The 15,276-nt window shown below is 49.3% G+C and carries 13 protein-coding genes; 1 reads left to right on the forward strand and 12 read right to left on the reverse strand.

The window, feature by feature from the left end; translation table 11 throughout:
• Position 1: 1 nt before the first annotated feature.
• Genes hemB through EI981_RS23170 form a run of 4 tightly spaced genes read right to left on the reverse strand, consistent with a single transcriptional unit; the run spans position 2 to position 4,216 of the window.
• Positions 2–1,006: a porphobilinogen synthase gene (gene hemB, locus EI981_RS23155; protein ID WP_127002266.1), complete on the reverse strand. Its 1,005-nt coding sequence runs from the start codon at positions 1,004–1,006 to the stop codon at positions 2–4.
• Positions 1,007–1,035: 29 nt separating this feature from the next.
• On the reverse strand, positions 1,036–2,592 hold the full coding sequence (gene cobA, locus EI981_RS23160; RefSeq protein ID WP_127002268.1) for a uroporphyrinogen-III C-methyltransferase: 1,557 nt from the start codon (positions 2,590–2,592) through the stop codon (positions 1,036–1,038).
• 7 nt (positions 2,593–2,599) lie between these two features.
• Positions 2,600–3,565 (reverse strand): hydroxymethylbilane synthase, encoded by a 966-nt coding sequence (gene hemC / locus EI981_RS23165; RefSeq protein WP_127002270.1) that lies wholly within the window; start codon positions 3,563–3,565, stop codon positions 2,600–2,602.
• Positions 3,566–3,568: 3 nt separating this feature from the next.
• Positions 3,569–4,216 carry a precorrin-2 dehydrogenase/sirohydrochlorin ferrochelatase family protein gene (locus EI981_RS23170; protein WP_127002272.1) on the reverse strand — a complete coding sequence of 216 codons (648 nt, stop codon included), beginning with the start codon at positions 4,214–4,216 and terminating at the stop codon, positions 3,569–3,571.
• On the opposite strand from EI981_RS23170, the gene EI981_RS29105 reads away from it, so the two are divergent.
• Positions 4,208–4,486, forward strand: coding sequence for a hypothetical protein (locus tag EI981_RS29105; RefSeq protein ID WP_162616253.1), 279 nt, complete (start codon positions 4,208–4,210; stop codon positions 4,484–4,486). The two genes, EI981_RS23170 and EI981_RS29105, sit on opposite strands and share 9 nt — an antisense overlap.
• 52 nt (positions 4,487–4,538) lie before the next feature.
• Here EI981_RS29105 and hemA read toward each other — a convergent pair whose 3' ends face one another.
• The 8 genes from hemA to clpX form a co-directional block, all read right to left on the reverse strand.
• A complete protein-coding gene (gene hemA, locus EI981_RS23175) occupies positions 4,539–5,930 on the reverse strand; it encodes a glutamyl-tRNA reductase (protein ID WP_127002274.1) in 1,392 nt (463 codons plus the stop codon).
• 256 nt (positions 5,931–6,186) lie between these two features.
• On the reverse strand, positions 6,187–6,585 hold the full coding sequence (gene speD, locus EI981_RS23180) for an adenosylmethionine decarboxylase (protein ID WP_127002276.1): 399 nt from the start codon (positions 6,583–6,585) through the stop codon (positions 6,187–6,189).
• A 308-nt stretch (positions 6,586–6,893) separates the two neighbouring features.
• On the reverse strand, positions 6,894–7,481 hold the full coding sequence (locus EI981_RS23185) for a non-ribosomal peptide synthetase module (protein WP_127002278.1): 588 nt from the start codon (positions 7,479–7,481) through the stop codon (positions 6,894–6,896).
• A gap of 205 nt (positions 7,482–7,686) precedes the next feature.
• Positions 7,687–8,304 carry a ribosome biogenesis GTP-binding protein YihA/YsxC gene (gene yihA, locus EI981_RS23190; RefSeq protein WP_227011554.1) on the reverse strand — a complete coding sequence of 206 codons (618 nt, stop codon included), beginning with the start codon at positions 8,302–8,304 and terminating at the stop codon, positions 7,687–7,689.
• A gap of 16 nt (positions 8,305–8,320) precedes the next feature.
• A complete protein-coding gene (gene lon / locus EI981_RS23195) occupies positions 8,321–10,657 on the reverse strand; it encodes an endopeptidase La (RefSeq protein ID WP_127002282.1) in 2,337 nt (778 codons plus the stop codon).
• 124 nt (positions 10,658–10,781) lie between these two features.
• Entirely contained in the window at positions 10,782–12,503 is a 1,722-nt protein-coding gene (lonB, locus tag EI981_RS23200) for an ATP-dependent protease LonB (protein ID WP_127002284.1), read from the reverse strand.
• 237 nt (positions 12,504–12,740) lie between these two features.
• Positions 12,741–13,886 carry a flavodoxin-dependent (E)-4-hydroxy-3-methylbut-2-enyl-diphosphate synthase gene (gene ispG / locus EI981_RS23205; RefSeq protein ID WP_127002286.1) on the reverse strand — a complete coding sequence of 382 codons (1,146 nt, stop codon included), beginning with the start codon at positions 13,884–13,886 and terminating at the stop codon, positions 12,741–12,743.
• A gap of 114 nt (positions 13,887–14,000) precedes the next feature.
• Positions 14,001–15,257 (reverse strand): ATP-dependent protease ATP-binding subunit ClpX, encoded by a 1,257-nt coding sequence (gene clpX, locus EI981_RS23210; protein ID WP_127002288.1) that lies wholly within the window; start codon positions 15,255–15,257, stop codon positions 14,001–14,003.
• Positions 15,258–15,276: the final 19 nt, after the last annotated feature.

Raw genomic sequence — 15,276 nt, forward strand, 5'->3', positions numbered from 1 at the left:
ATTATTTGCCTTCGCGCAGCCAGCGCGCAGCATCCTTGGCAAAATACGTAATAATGATATCCGCGCCAGCCCGCTTCATGCCAAGTAGCATTTCCGTTACAATTGCGCGTTCGTTAATCCAGCCCTGCATCGCTGCAGCTTTTACAAGTGAGTATTCACCGCTTACATTGTAAGCGACAAGTGGCAGGTCAAATTGATCGCGAACGACACGAAGCACATCGAGGAAGGCCAGAGCCGGCTTCACCATCAGCATATCCGCACCCTCTAGCACATCAGACTCGGCTTCACGCAGTGCTTCCCGAACATTGGCTGGGTCCATCTGATATGTCTTGCGGTCTCCGAACTGCGGAGCCGAATCAGCTGCCTCACGGAATGGACCGTAGAATGCAGAAGCATATTTCACGGAATATGCCATAATCGGCACCTGACTGAAACCTGCTTCATCCAACCCTGCACGGATCGCTGCGACATAGCCGTCCATCATGTTAGATGGAGCGATAATGTCCGCGCCTGCCTCCGCTTGGGAGACCGCTGTACGAACCAATAATTCCAGCGATTCATCATTCAGTACATCGCCGCATACATGCCCGTCGCGCTCATAGGTATGTACCATACCGCAATGCCCATGATCTGTGAACTCGCATAAGCAAGTGTCAGCCACAACGAGCAGATCCGGATACAGCGATTTGATCTTGCGTGTAGCCTGCTGCACAATGCCGTCCTCGGCGTAAGCTCCCGAGCCTACACTGTCCTTGGACTCCGGTATACCGAATAGCAATACTGCACTGATTCCCAGTTCGGCAATCTCCTTAATTTCTTGTTCCAACGTATCCAATGAAAATTGATATACCCCAGGCATCGAAGTGATTTCATTCTTAATACCATTGCCAGGAACGACAAAGATCGGTTGAATGAAATCATCCACAGTTAATACCGTCTCACGCACCAGGCCACGAATGCTCGCAGTTTGGCGCAAACGGCGATGTCTTACAATTGGAAAAGCCATATATAATTCCTCCTAGTTCTATAAGTAGGTTAACGTCGTATTGAATTTTGCGCTTGCTTCCAGGTACATAGCCCGGCCACCAGGCTTGGAATCGTAGACTCCTCAGCGATTACCGCCACGTTCAATCCAGCTTGCTCTGCCGTCTTCGCAGTAACTGGACCTATACAGCATATTGCTGCACCTGCAAGCGCCTGAACAGGATCAGCCACTCCCATCCTGCCGAGAGCCGACAGGAAATTAGTCACCGTCGACGAGCTTGTGAAGGTAACAGCATGAATTCCGTCCTGCTCCAGCAGCTTAAGCAATTCATCGTCCTCATCCCCGATCGGCACGGTCTCGTACATCACCGCATCCGTCACGCTGAGTCCTCTGTCCTGAAGCACCTCAGCCAGCCAGGCGCGAGCCAGGTTGCCACGAGGAAGAAGCACTTTCTGGCCGGCCAGCAATTGCTGATCAAAAGCTTCGAACAAACCTTCAGCCTGAAATTGGCTAGGCAGCTCCTCAGCAGCAATTCCGTAACGGCGCAGCACTTCCTTGGTCGCTGGACCAACCGCGGCAATGCGGGCAGAGTGCAGTGTTCGAATGTCTTTTCCAAGTCTGTCCAGGTGCCTGAAGAAATACTCTACCCCATTGACGCTCGTAAAGAACACCCAATCATACTGATCCAAATCCTCTAGGGCCTTTGCTGTCGCATTTAAATATTCCGGACTCGGCATCACCGTCTCAATGACCGGAAATTCATAGGTTTCTCCGCCCAGCTCCTCGATCTGCTTTACTAATTCGCTTGCTTGGGAGCGGGAACGGGTCACCAGAAATCTCGCGCCGAAGAGAGGCATATCCTCGGCCCACTTCAGCACCTCGCGCTGCAGGACCGCCTCGCCGACGACGATCACAGCGGGTGATTCGAATTTTGCGTTGAATACCTTCTGTTCGATATCTTCCAGCGTGCCGATCAATACGGCCTGCTCCGCGCGGGTCCCCCAGCGTATAAGAGCAACTGGTGTCTCCGGCGGCCTGCCATGTTTGATTAGCTGCGCAGCGATATGGCCGATTTTAGCTAATCCCATCATAAAGACGAGCGTACCCGTAGCCTGGGTCAACTTGGCCCAATCAATCGATAGATCCAGCTTGTCTTGACTCTCATGCCCTGTAATGATAGATAAGGATGAAGCAATATCTCGATGGGTAACGGGAATACCCGCATAAGCTGGGACAGCAATCGCTGCGGTTATTCCTGGAACGATCTCATATGGAATCTTATGCTGCCTCAGCAAACCGGCTTCTTCACCGACGCGACCAAAGATCGTCGGGTCTCCGCCCTTGAGACGGACGACGATCTTGCCTGACAACGCGAGATCAACAAGCAGTTGATTAATCTCTTCCTGCTTCATCGTGTGTCGGTTCACTGTCTTGCCTACATAAATCTTCTCGACGTCACGCTTCGTCCGCGTCAAGAGGCTCGGATTCGCCAGACGATCATATACGACTACGTCCGCTTTCTCTAGGCACTCCAGCCCCTTCAGTGTAATTAAGCGCGCATCACCTGGGCCTGCGCCAACTAAATATACTTTACCTGCTCCAGCCATTCCTCCATCACTCCCTGACCGCGGCCAATATTCGATCTGCACCTTGTAAAATTAATTTCTGTGCTACATCTTCCCCAAGCTGGACCGGGTCGTCTCCGGTAAGACTTTCTTTTAGGATCAGGCTTCCGTCAGGTGCACCGACCATTCCGGTCAAAGTAATCAATCCTGTACCCGATCCAGCCGCCACATCGCCAGCAGCTTCGTTCCACACCGCAAAGGCCCCAATCGGAACCTGGCAGCCGCCGTTCAATACAGCGAGGAAGCGCCGCTCCGCAGTAACGGTGAGCGAAGTAATGTGATCGTTATACAAAGACAGCAGAGCCATGAGTTCCGCATCATCTTCACGGCACTCCAGCCCAAGAGCCCCTTGTCCAACCGCCGGAAGACAGACATCGACCGGCAGCAGTGAAGAAATTCGATCTTCCCAGCCCATCCGTTTGAGCCCGGCTGCTGCTAGAATAATCGCGTCGAAACCTTCTGTCTCCAGCTTCCGCAGACGGGAATCAATATTTCCACGAATCGACTCCAACTGTAAGTCAGGTCGCTTCGCACGAAGCTGACTGGAACGACGCAGGCTGCTCGTACCTACCTTAGCGCCATGCGGTAGTTCTTCCAAGGAGAGCCCTTCTTTGGAGATTAACGCATCCCTGGGTTCAACCCGCTGCGGAATGGCTCCATTGATGAGTCCCTCCGGAAGCTCGGAAGGCATATCCTTCATGCTATGTACAGCAAGGTCAATCTCCTTGTCGAGCATAGCCTGCTCGATCTCTTTGACAAACAAGCCTTTACCGCCTACCTTGGACAGAGTCACATCTAGAATACGGTCACCCTTCGTCATGATCTTGCGAATTTCAAACTTGAACGGGAGCCTATGCTCCGCACAGAGCTTCTCCAGGGCATCGATAACCTGTCCTGTCTGGGTTAGAGCTAATTGGCTCTGTCTCGTTCCGACAACTATCGTACGCTTCGTCATTCCTTACTCCTCCTGCTGAACATTTATCCAAGATAACAGTTCGTCCTCACTGCTTAGTGAGAACTCACCGGTCCGTATTTCCTTCAAAACATCGATCGTAGCCAATTTCTTAAATAACAGCTTCCTTCGAGAGACATCCTGTACTCGCTTCTTAATCACCAGTCTGGCCCATGACAAAAAACGGATATATTCCTCATACTCATCCCCGAACTGCTCCTCGATCTCGGTGCTTACTCTCTTGGCTGCTTCTGGCGCCGCACCGGAAGTAGATACGGCAACGATTAGTTCTCCTCGCCTGAAAGAGCTAGGCGTAATAAATGATCCCCTCGCGCCCTCCCCAGCGTGGTTAACCAGAATCCCCAACTTATGAGCCTCAGCGACAATCTGATCGTTAACGAACGGTTGATCCGTTACGGCTAAGACCATAAAAGCTCCATGCAAGTCACCTTGCTCATAACAGCGCTCGTTCCAGGCAATCTGCCCCTGTTTCCAAGCTTGATGAAGCTTGGGTGTTAGCCTCGGGCTGACGATCAGAATCTCAGCTCCGGCGGGCTGTAGTATCGCCACCTTCCGCTCTGCAACAAAACCTCCACCGACCAGAACGCATTTGCGGCCTTGAAGATCAAGCATAATAGGGACATAATGCGCCATCCAGCACCCACTCCCGAGTCCACTTTTGATAAGCAAACCAATAATCGAGTTCAGTTTTTTCGAACTCGCAACGCAAAATATGATAATGAGTATAGGATACCCTACCCTGTTGTATTTTTCCATCGAGCTTTTGCGGTCGAAGAATCAGCCTGTGAATCTTCTTCGATAAAAAAACAAGCCCCGTTGCCGTTCCGCCTGACCCTCCTGCCTGCAAATGGTGCGGTGGCAATCAGAATCAAAGCAGTGGCCTCAGGGCAAAGCATTCTTTAAGAGGTTGTTTAAAAAGTCTCCTTTTAAACATGCACTTTAAATTTATAAATGTTCAGACCGAAGCCTTCATCATCGGAACAGGCACCTTATCTGGACTAACTTCCACGCTAACTGTTATTGTCTCCGGAACCGGGGCCTCTACTGCCGGCGTCTCCATAGATGCGCTCTGCTCTTCAAGCTGCTCCTCCAGAGCAAATATCTTGGTGAACATATCCAGCGCCGCCAGACCGTTCTCCTCCCCGCTCATTTCCTTGATCCGTTTAATTGGATCATGCATCATCTGATTCACGATGCTCTTCGTTAGACGGGTAATTACTTTACGCTCCCGTTCATCCAAGTCAGGCAGCTTATTGAACAAGCTGTCCAATGTGCTTGCATGAATCGCAGACGATTTCTCCTGCAAGGCTCGAATAACAGGCTGAACACCCAAAGTCTGCAACCAACTGGTAAATACAGCAATCTCCTCTTCAATCATCCGCTCGATAATGATAGCCTCCCCACGGCGCATTTCCATATTACTCTCAACGATCCCTTCCAGATCATCAATGTCATAAAGGAACACATTCGGAAGCTCGCCAATCGACGGCTCGATATCACGCGGTACAGCAATATCAATAATAAACAACGGACGATCCGGACGGAGCTCCATACTCTTGGTCACCTGTGCTGAAGTGAGCACATATCCTTCTGCCCCAGTGGAGCTAATCAGAATATCCACTTCAGATAATCGCCGCAGCGCCTCCTGCATCGTGCATGGCGTTCCGTCAAACTTACTAGCCAGCTCCTGCGCCCGAGTAAAGGTACGGTTTGCAACGAGCACTTCTTCCGTACCCCCGCCGCTTAAATGCTTCGCTGTCAGTTCACTCATCTTCCCCGCACCAAGGATCAGGACCCGCTTCCCAGAGAAGCTGCCGAACACCCGCTTGCCGAGCTCCACTGCCGCATAGCTAACCGAGACCGCACTCTCGCCAATCGCCGTCTCTGAGTGAGCACGTTTGCCTAGAGTAATCGCCTGTTTGAACAACATATTAAACCATTTGCCGGTAGCCTTCTCACCTTGTGCAAGCAGAAAAGCACTGCGTACCTGGCCAAGAATTTGAGTCTCCCCAAGAACCATGGAATCCAGCCCGCTAGCCACTCTGAACAAATGACGAACCGCTTGCTCCTCTTCGTACATATATAAATGCTTGGTAAATTCCTCACGCGGAATACCAAACCACTTCTCCATAAAACTACGGATGAAATATCCGCACATATGCAGCCGGTCAACAACCACATAAATTTCCGTGCGGTTGCAGGTCGCAAGGATTACTCCTTCCATCACACTTTTGGTACGTGTTAATTCCAGCAGCGCCTGCGGCATATCCTGTTCTGAAAATGCAAAACGTTCTCTGACTTCCACAGGTGCCGTCCGATAATTTAGTCCGACAACGACAATGTGCATAGAAGTTCACCTGCCTCCACAAGACTTAAAGAGGATACATTCAAAAAGTCCACCTTTTTGAACTATTACTTAAAGCATGATCACAACACAAACAATGTTAATTATATCACAGGGCCAGTCTGTTACCCGGTAAAATAAGCAGAGATTTTTGAATTATTTATGAATTTCCACAAATAAACAAATAACCATGGAAATGTCCCATGGTTATTCTATATTTCCCATTTCTAGCTTTTATAGAGCAGGATTAAATTTATCTTTAGACGAATTCCACCTTATTGATCTCAGGTGTTGCAACTTCCATCTCACCCATGCCGCGAACCAATTTCTTGGCAAAGGTCTTCTCAGGCTTCAAAACGGACACCAGATAATCAACAGCTAATTGTGGATCAACCCACTCTCCGCAGGTGTAACAATCAATTGCAGCAAACCCTCTCTCAGGATACGTGTGAATCGAGAGATGGCTCTCCGACAGTAATACAAGCACTGTAGCCCCTTGAGGCTCGAACTGCCTAGATTGCATGGATAACACGGTAGCACCACAAGCTTCAGCTGCTTCCACCATATACTCCTGAAGAAGCTCGGCATTATTCAGCAACTCAAAATCTACTCCCCAAGTATCAACAGCAACGTGTCTTCCGAAAGTTGAATACTCCATCTTCCGGTTCCCCCTTCCTAGGAATAAAATGTTTGAAAAAATTTCATCCGCTAGGACCTACGTCATTCACTGCTCGAGGGAAAAATGTCTTCTCCATGTCCTGAGTGAATCCTGGTTCCTATATTGTTTTCAACGAGATTAAAAATACCATCTATTGTAGACAATTGCAACACTTTTTTTTACAGCTGTGCCCAGTTCGTGTCAGCAAAAAAGCTACCCTAACTAAAGGGTAGCCTACATTAGTAATTTATGTGATTGCAGTTCTGTTGGTGACTAGGTCAAAAAGATGATCATACCCCTTGAAAGCTCTAGGCTTCCAGGACGAACAACCGCCGTGAATGCTCGCGAAGCTGATCGTCAATTTGATTAACCACCACGGGATCATTCGTTACAAAACGCGAGTCAAGCAAAGCATTGATGCTCTCTTGAATACCACTAATCTCCTGCTCCACATCATTGTTGTGGTACAGTCGCTGCAGCTTACCCGCCGTATCCTTATGCTCAAACACGAGCTTATAAGAGTCCCGGGAATATTCCACGATCTTGCGAACGCGGCCTTCTTGATAATAATACATCATCATGAATCCACTATATACTCTGGTTACCAGGCCAGAACCTTTAAAAGCTGAGAACAAAAGTCTCATTACGTTCGTTAAATGTGGTTGTTCCAAGCGGAAAGACAGTTCACAGACGTAATAACCGTCCCTACGGTCAAAAGGCAGACAGACTTCTTCACCCCCGTCATCCTCAAGTACAACCTCGTGGCTTCCGTTCTCAAGTACTTTCACTTTCTGACGGACATGGGGATCATAAACCTTATGAACAAACTGTGACATCTGAGCTTCTGACAAACGCAAACTGGCATTGACATATTCTGTGGCTAACCGCTGAGCCATAAAAATCTCCTCAATTCTTTTAACGATTATAATAATTATACACTACTCGTTAAAGAATTTGCTCAGCCATTAAACCGTGAATTCCAGCCATTTTTCAGAAAAAAACGGAATAAGCAGTTTTTAACTGCAAAAATCCCCCAGCATTCTCACTTTCCTACCGCGTGTTCTCCGAATCCCTTCTTAATCCATTGAAAATGGCATTCGTTTATTCTTCGATTTTCTCTGCCTCAGGCTCGTTCGGATGGGTAAGCCCGGCAATATGTGCCCATAGCTCGTCTTTACCGATCCCCGTCTCTGAGGAGAACATAATCAGCTTATCGCCACCGCGCATGACAAGTGCTTCCTTGATGATCTTGATATGCTTCTGCCAACGAGAACGCGGGATCTTGTCTGCTTTCGTGGCGACGATGCACACCGGCGAATCATAATGCTTGAGCCAGTCATACATCATCTCGTCATCCTTGCTAGGCGGATGTCTCAGATCGATTACCAGTATGATCAGACGTAGCGTCTCACGCTCAAGCAAATACTTCTCGATCATAGCTCCCCATACCTGTCGCTGGGTCTTGGAGACTTTGGCATAGCCATATCCTGGCAAGTCAACGAAGTAGAGCTCATTATTGATCCGATAATAATTCAGATGCTGGGTCTTCCCTGGCGTCGAACTCGTTCGAGCCAAATTCTTGCGATTAATCATCTTGTTAATAAGCGATGATTTGCCCACGTTGGAACGCCCTGCCAGAGCAATCTCTGGCAAGGCGTCCTGAGGATAACCACTCGGGCCTACAGCGCTAATCACAAATTCTGCATTCGTTACTTTCATTCGTTCAAATTCCTCTCTATTGCAATCCGCTTTGTTCGACGAGCGCATGCCTCAAAACCTGGTCCATATGCCCCACGGGCACAAATTCAATATCTTCCTTCACGCTGTCTGGGATATCGCGCAGATCGCGTTCATTATCCTTAGGCAGCAATATTTTCTTGTAACCGGCCCGATGAGCTGCTAATGACTTCTCCTTCAATCCACCGATTGGCAGAACCCGGCCCCTCAATGTAATCTCGCCAGTCATCGCAATATCCTTGGAGACATGGCGACCGGTCAGTGCTGAGATCAGAGCCGTTGCAATCGTAATTCCTGCCGAAGGTCCATCCTTAGGAATCGCCCCCTCCGGAATATGGATGTGAACATCATTCTTCTCATGGAAGTCAGTTGGAATCCCCAATTCCTCCGCTTTGGAACGGGTATAACTAAAGGCCGCTTGCGCCGACTCCTTCATCACATCGCCCAGCTTCCCGGTCAGAATCAGCTTGCCGCTACCAGGTACAACTGTAACTTCGATCAGTAGTGTCTCCCCGCCAACCTCGGTCCAGGCTAATCCGGTCACCATACCAATCTGATCCTCCAGCTCGGCTACACCATAGCGGAATTTGGGAATCCCCAAATAATCCTTGATCTGATTCTCCGTAATCTCCAGACACTCGATCCCCTCGGAGACGATTTTCTTGGCAGCCTTACGGCACAGAGCCGCTACCTGCTGCTCCAGATTTCTTACTCCAGACTCCCGTGTATATTCACGGATCGTCTTCAGTAATGCGGACTCATCAATCTTCAGCTGCTCTGGTTCTAGCCCGTGCTCGCGCTTCTGCTTCGGCAGAAGATAGCGTGTAGCAATCTGCAGCTTCTCCAGCTCCGTATAACCAGGAATGAACAACATCTCCATACGGTCGAGCAGCGGCCGTGGGATGTTATGAGCTGCATTGGCTGTCGTAATGAACATCACGTTGGATAGATCGAATGGTACTTCGATAAAATGATCGCTGAACGTATTATTCTGTTCTGGATCGAGTACTTCCAACAGGGCTGCTGACGGATCACCACGGAAATCCGAGGCCATCTTGTCGATCTCGTCAAGCAAGAACACCGGATTTAGCGTACCCGCCGTCTTCATTCCTTGAATGATTCTGCCTGGCATAGCACCTACATAGGTTCTTCTATGTCCGCGAATCTCCGCCTCATCACGCACGCCGCCGAGAGAGACACGTACGAATTGGCGTCCGAGTGACCGGGCAATCGAACGAGCCAGCGAGGTCTTCCCGACCCCTGGCGGACCAACAAGACATAGGATAGGGCCTTTCAGCTTCTTGACGAGCTTCTGCACCGCCAAATATTCAAGCACCCTCTCCTTCGGCTTATCCAGGCCGTAATGGTCTTCATCAAGCACCTGCTCTGCCTTGGCAAGATCCAGATCATCTTCACTCTGCTGATCCCAAGGCAGGCTCAGCAACCAATCGACGTAATTGCGGATTACTCCGCCCTCCGCAGAACTGATTGGCATTTTCTCGAGCCGATCTATCTCCTTGAGTGTCTTCTCACGAACCGCATCCGGCAAAGTCTTCGCTTCAAGTTGAGAGCGAAGCTCCTCGACTTCTCCGGCACGGCCTTCCTTCTCGCCGAGTTCCTTCTGGATCGCCTTCATCTGCTCGCGCAGATAATATTCCTTCTGCGTCTTCTCCATCTGCTTCTTAACGCGCTGGCTGATCTTCCGTTCAAGCTCAAGCACCTCGCGCTCATTATTCAGAATATCGAGCAGCTTCTCTAGACGTTCCCTTACATCGATCGTCTCGAGGATTTCCTGCTTATCCTTGATTTTGAGAGACAGGTGACTCGTAATAACATCAGCTAGCCGCCCAGCCTCCTCAATATCGGAAACTGCCGCTAGAGTCTCGGGTGTTACTTTCTTGGATAAGTTAATATAATGTTCGAATTGAGTCAGCACCGTGCGCATTAGAGCATCCACTTCAGGCTCCGCAGGCTCGATTTCCGGTCTCTCAACCGCAATGACCTCGTAATACTCTTCATTATCCAAATATTCCATAATCTCAGCACGTTCCATCCCTTCAACCAGAACTCTGATTGTTCCGTTGGGGAGCTTCAGCATTTGCCGGACCTTTGCTACTGTGCCGATTCGAAATATATCTTCTTGCGTTGGTTCTTCAATGTTCACTTCAGATTGAGAACATAGGAGAATCAAATTGTCGTCAACCATCGCTTTTTCTAACGCTTTCACGGATTTCTCTCGTCCAACATCCAGATGCAGTACCATGCTTGGGTAGACGAGTAGACCACGCAAAGGCAATAGAGGAAAACGACGGCCTTTGTTTTTATGAGGTCCCATCGCTTTCGCACCTCCAGTCGTTCTCGTAAGATATCATTCATATTTTAGCAAATGTTACATGAAAACACCAATGAAGAACGGCTGCACAAAGGCAGCCGCCAAGAGGAAAGTGGCTCAGGCTCATTCACATGGAAGTGTTCGGAGAAGGCGACTCAGCATGAAGGAATGGAGCTGGCGATGCCACAGGAGCGAAGATCTCCTCTTCTCCAGATATAAGCCCCAGGTCCTTCTGCATTTCTGGCCCGAATACATGCTGGAACACCTCGTTAATTGACTCAACAGGTATTACTCTCAGCCCATCCAAACCTTCAAATAAAGACTGCCAATTCTCTTTCGGAATCAGAACTGTCGTGGCTCCTGCTTGGAACGCAGCCTCTACCTTAGCAACAACACCGCCAACCGGTTTGGCGTTTCCGTAGATACCCAGTTCCCCGGTCATCGCTATTCGATGATCCACCGGGATCGATTTGATGGCCGAAGCGACAGCCGTAGCAATAGCAAGCCCCGCGGAAGGACCATCGATCGGTGTTCCTCCAGGGAAGTTGATATGAATATCATACTTGCTGATATCAAGACCGATTCGCTTCATAACCGTCAAGACATTCTCAACCGAGCCCTTGGCCATGCTCTTGCGACGCAACGTTCGGCTTCCACCGCCAAGCTCCTCCTCATCCACAACACCCGTGATTGTGAAGTTTCCTTGCCCTTTCTCAACTGGTATTGCGGTTGCCTCAATCTCCAGCAGCGTACCCTGGTTTGGCCCGTAAACAGCCAGGCCATTCACAACGCCTACCTCGGAGCGGGACGGAATCTTCCTTTCGGGTCTTGGCGATAACTGACTGCTGGTTGCCACCCACTCCAAGTCAGAGGCGAGCAAATGATCCCGCTTCTCCGTTAACGCCAGCCCGACGGCAAGCTGCACCATATTAACAGCTTCGCGCCCGTTGGTAGCGTATTTCGTAATCACCTCAACCGCCTCAGGACAAGGCTGGAAGCCAATTCGCTTAATCGCATCGTCAGCAATTTGCGCAATCTCCTCAGGTAGAAGCGGGCGAAAATAAATTTCCATGCAACGTGACCTGAGTGCTGGCGGAATCTCTTGCGGCGAACGGGTCGTTGCTCCAACCAGCCTGAAATCTGCGGGCAGCCCATTTTGAAAAATATCATGGATATAGGCTGGTGTATTCGAATCCTCAGAGCTGTAATAAGCACTCTCCAGGTAAACCTTGCGATCCTCTAGTACTTTTAGCAGTTTATTCATCTGCATCGAATGTAATTCACCAATCTCGTCTATGAACAAAATTCCACCATGCGCCTTCGTCACTGCTCCCGGCTTAGGCTGGGGAATCCCTGCTACCCCCATAGCGCCGGCTCCCTGATAGATCGGGTCATGAACCGAACCGATTAGCGGATCGGCAATGCCCCGTTCATCAAACCGGGCGATAGTCGCATCAATTTCAAAAAATTTAGCATCCACCTTGAAGGGAGAGACAGGATTCTTCTTGGCCTCTCCCATCACAACGCGAGCAGCGGCCGTCTTGCCAACTCCAGGCGGCCCATAGATAATCACATGCTGCGGATTCGCACTGCACAGCGCCGCTTTCAGCGCGCGAAGCCCGTCCTTCTGACCGACAATATCACCTAATGAAGCAGGCCTTGTCCGTTCAGCCAGCGGCTTCGTTAACGAAATCGCCCGCAGCTTGCGCAGCTTCTCCATCTCTTTCCGCGACTCGCGGTCAACCGCACTGCGATTGCCCTTCTGGCTGCGCAACTGATTCCAGAAGTATAGCCCGATCACCACCGCAAAAAACATTTGTACGGACATTAGAATGACACTCAGTTCCATAATTCGTTAAGCCTCCCACACTTCGACTGATACATGAGGTAGTTCAAAAAGTCCATTTATCTAGCTTCCTCCAACCTTATCGGTGCTGAAAACCGGACTTTTTGAACTTACATTATAAGGATAGTATTGCCCTTTCGCTCAGTCATAAAACGCAGATAAGCATTAAAATGTAAGTAAAAGCAAAAGCCGTAAGCTGCAATACCGCAGCTTACGGCTAATAATCGATTCTATTTTATATTATACACCGGCGCTTTCCTTCAGCTTGGCAGCGATCTTCGCCTGATGTTCTTTGCGTCCAGGAATCTCTCCTGTCTCTTCAAATACCTTAGCAATATGGTCGATCTCCTTCTTCAGCTCAGAGACTAGATCCGCCTCCGGAACCTTGCGGACCATCTCCCCATAACGGAATAGCATTCCTTCGCCGCGCGCTCCGGCGATCCCGATATCCGCTTCACGGGCTTCACCAGGGCCATTGACCGCACATCCAAGCACCGATACCTTGATCGGCACCTTCAGGTTCGAGAGATATTCTTCTACTTCGTTAGCAATACTGAACAAATCGATATCCAGTCGTCCACAAGTCGGACAGGATACAAGTGTAGGCGCATTGGCAATGAGACCGAATGACTTCAGCAGCTCACGTGCTACCTTGACTTCTTCTACCGGGTCCGCACTAAGCGAAATCCGCAGCGTTGATCCGATTCCACGCGAGAGCAAAGCGCCAATCCCTGCTGCACTTTTCACGGTTCCTGCGAACAAGGTACCCGCTTCTGTGATACCCAGATGTAGTGGATATGGAATGACTTCAGCCGCCTTCGTGTAAGCCTCAATCGCCATTGGCACATCCGAAGCCTTCAACGATACGATAATGTCGTGGAAATCCAGTTCCTCCAGAATGCCGATATGGTACAGTGCACTCTCCACCATAGCTTCCGGTGTCGGATAGCCGTATTTATCAAGTAAATGCTGCTCCAGAGATCCGGCATTTACGCCGATACGAATGGGGATCCCCTTCTCCTTACAGGCATTCACGACCGCTTCAACCTTCTCGCGACGCCCGATATTGCCGGGATTAATACGGACCTTATCAATTCCGTTCTCAATAGCTTGAAGCGCAAGCTTGTAGTTGAAATGAATATCAGCAACAAGAGGAATATGAATCTGCTTCTTGATCTCCTTGATTGCAGCCGCCGCTTCCTCATTATTGACGGTTACACGTACCATTTGGCAGCCTGCTTCTTCGAGACGGAGAATCTCGGCTACCGTTGCGGCTACATCTGCCGTCTTGGTCGTGCACATACTCTGAATGATTACTTCGTCGCTACCGCCGATCGTCAAATTACCTACTTTGACCAGACGCGTATCTTGTCTCAAGAATGTCATTTCACGTCTCTCCCATAACGTCAAATCTCCACCCCTGTTAAGGGACGCGCCCGAAATACAAAGGTGGAGGAATTGACTTTTATTTAGCAGCGCGGAGGCGCTGTATTATTCTGATTATGCACTCTCTTCTTGCTTCTTGTTCTTCTTCGCTCCGAGTTCAGGAATCGTCTTCTCTTCAACGACCTGCTCGGTAATGATGCAATCCTCGACATCATCTCTAGACGGAACCTCATACATAACGTCCAGCATGATACCTTCAATGATTGCCCGCAGTCCGCGCGCACCAGTATTCCGCTTGATTGCTTCACGCGCGATCGCTTCCAGAGCCTTCGGCTCAAAACTCAGATTCACGTTGTCAAGTTCCAGCATCTTCTGATATTGCTTCACGAGTGCGTTCTTTGGTTCGGATAGAATACGAACTAGAGAGCTCTCATCGAGTGGCTCTAAAGTCGAGATAACCGGCAGACGGCCGACAAACTCTGGAATCAATCCGAATTTAAGCAGATCCTCTGGCAATACCATGGTCAAATATTCGCCTGGCTTGAGGTCCTTTTGACCTTCGCTTGCCGCATTAAAGCCGATGACCTTCTTGCCAATCCGGCGCTTGATCATTTGCTCGAGGCCATCGAAAGCACCGCCGCAAATAAACAGGATATTCGTTGTATCAATCTGAATGAATTCTTGATGCGGATGCTTGCGCCCACCTTGTGGCGGAACAGAAGCAACTGTACCTTCAAGAATCTTCAAGAGTGCTTGCTGCACACCTTCACCAGATACATCGCGAGTGATCGAAGGATTCTCGGATTTGCGTGCTACTTTATCGATCTCATCGATATAAATAATTCCGCGTTCTGCCTTCTCTACATCATAATCAGCAGCCTGGATCAGCTTGAGCAGAATATTCTCTACATCTTCGCCAACATAACCAGCTTCGGTCAATGAAGTAGCGTCCGCAATAGCAAACGGAACGTTCAAAATTTTGGCCATTGTCTGTGCGAGTAATGTTTTACCGGAACCCGTAGGTCCCAGAAGCAGAATGTTACTCTTCTGCAACTCTACATCTTCAATCTTGCTCTGCGTATTAACACGCTTGTAGTGATTGTAAACTGCTACAGATAGAGATTTCTTCGCTTGCTCCTGACCGATAACATACTGATCAAGGATTTCACGAATTTCTCTCGGTTTTGGGATCTCTTTGAGGTCCAATTCCTCTTCATGTCCCAATTCTTCCTCAACGATCTCCGTGCAGAGTTCAATACATTCATCACATATATAAACGCCAGGTCCGGCAACGAGCTTACGAACCTGATCCTGCGATTTGCCGCAGAACGAACATTTCAACTGCCCTTTCTCATCGTTGAATTTAAACATGTAAACACCCCTTTAACAT

Source organism: Paenibacillus lutimineralis, assembly GCF_003991425.1.
GTDB lineage: Bacteria > Bacillota > Bacilli > Paenibacillales > Paenibacillaceae > Fontibacillus > Fontibacillus lutimineralis.

What these genes read in the sequence shown, in the direction of transcription:
- hemB (WP_127002266.1), bottom strand. Translation starts at nt 1,006, where the DNA reads ATGGCTTTTCCAATTGTAAGACATCGCCGTTTGCGCCAAACTGCGAGC.
- cobA (WP_127002268.1), bottom strand. Translation starts at nt 2,592, where the DNA reads ATGGCTGGAGCAGGTAAAGTATATTTAGTTGGCGCAGGCCCAGGTGAT.
- hemC (WP_127002270.1), bottom strand. Translation starts at nt 3,565, where the DNA reads ATGACGAAGCGTACGATAGTTGTCGGAACGAGACAGAGCCAATTAGCT.
- EI981_RS29105 (WP_162616253.1), top strand. Translation starts at nt 4,208, where the DNA reads ATGCGCCATCCAGCACCCACTCCCGAGTCCACTTTTGATAAGCAAACC.
- EI981_RS23170 (WP_127002272.1), bottom strand. Translation starts at nt 4,216, where the DNA reads ATGGCGCATTATGTCCCTATTATGCTTGATCTTCAAGGCCGCAAATGC.
- hemA (WP_127002274.1), bottom strand. Translation starts at nt 5,930, where the DNA reads ATGCACATTGTCGTTGTCGGACTAAATTATCGGACGGCACCTGTGGAA.
- speD (WP_127002276.1), bottom strand. Translation starts at nt 6,585, where the DNA reads ATGGAGTATTCAACTTTCGGAAGACACGTTGCTGTTGATACTTGGGGA.
- EI981_RS23185 (WP_127002278.1), bottom strand. Translation starts at nt 7,481, where the DNA reads ATGGCTCAGCGGTTAGCCACAGAATATGTCAATGCCAGTTTGCGTTTG.
- yihA (WP_227011554.1), bottom strand. Translation starts at nt 8,304, where the DNA reads ATGAAAGTAACGAATGCAGAATTTGTGATTAGCGCTGTAGGCCCGAGT.
- lon (WP_127002282.1), bottom strand. Translation starts at nt 10,657, where the DNA reads ATGGGACCTCATAAAAACAAAGGCCGTCGTTTTCCTCTATTGCCTTTG.
- lonB (WP_127002284.1), bottom strand. Translation starts at nt 12,503, where the DNA reads ATGGAACTGAGTGTCATTCTAATGTCCGTACAAATGTTTTTTGCGGTG.
- ispG (WP_127002286.1), bottom strand. Translation starts at nt 13,886, where the DNA reads ATGACATTCTTGAGACAAGATACGCGTCTGGTCAAAGTAGGTAATTTG.
- clpX (WP_127002288.1), bottom strand. Translation starts at nt 15,257, where the DNA reads ATGTTTAAATTCAACGATGAGAAAGGGCAGTTGAAATGTTCGTTCTGC.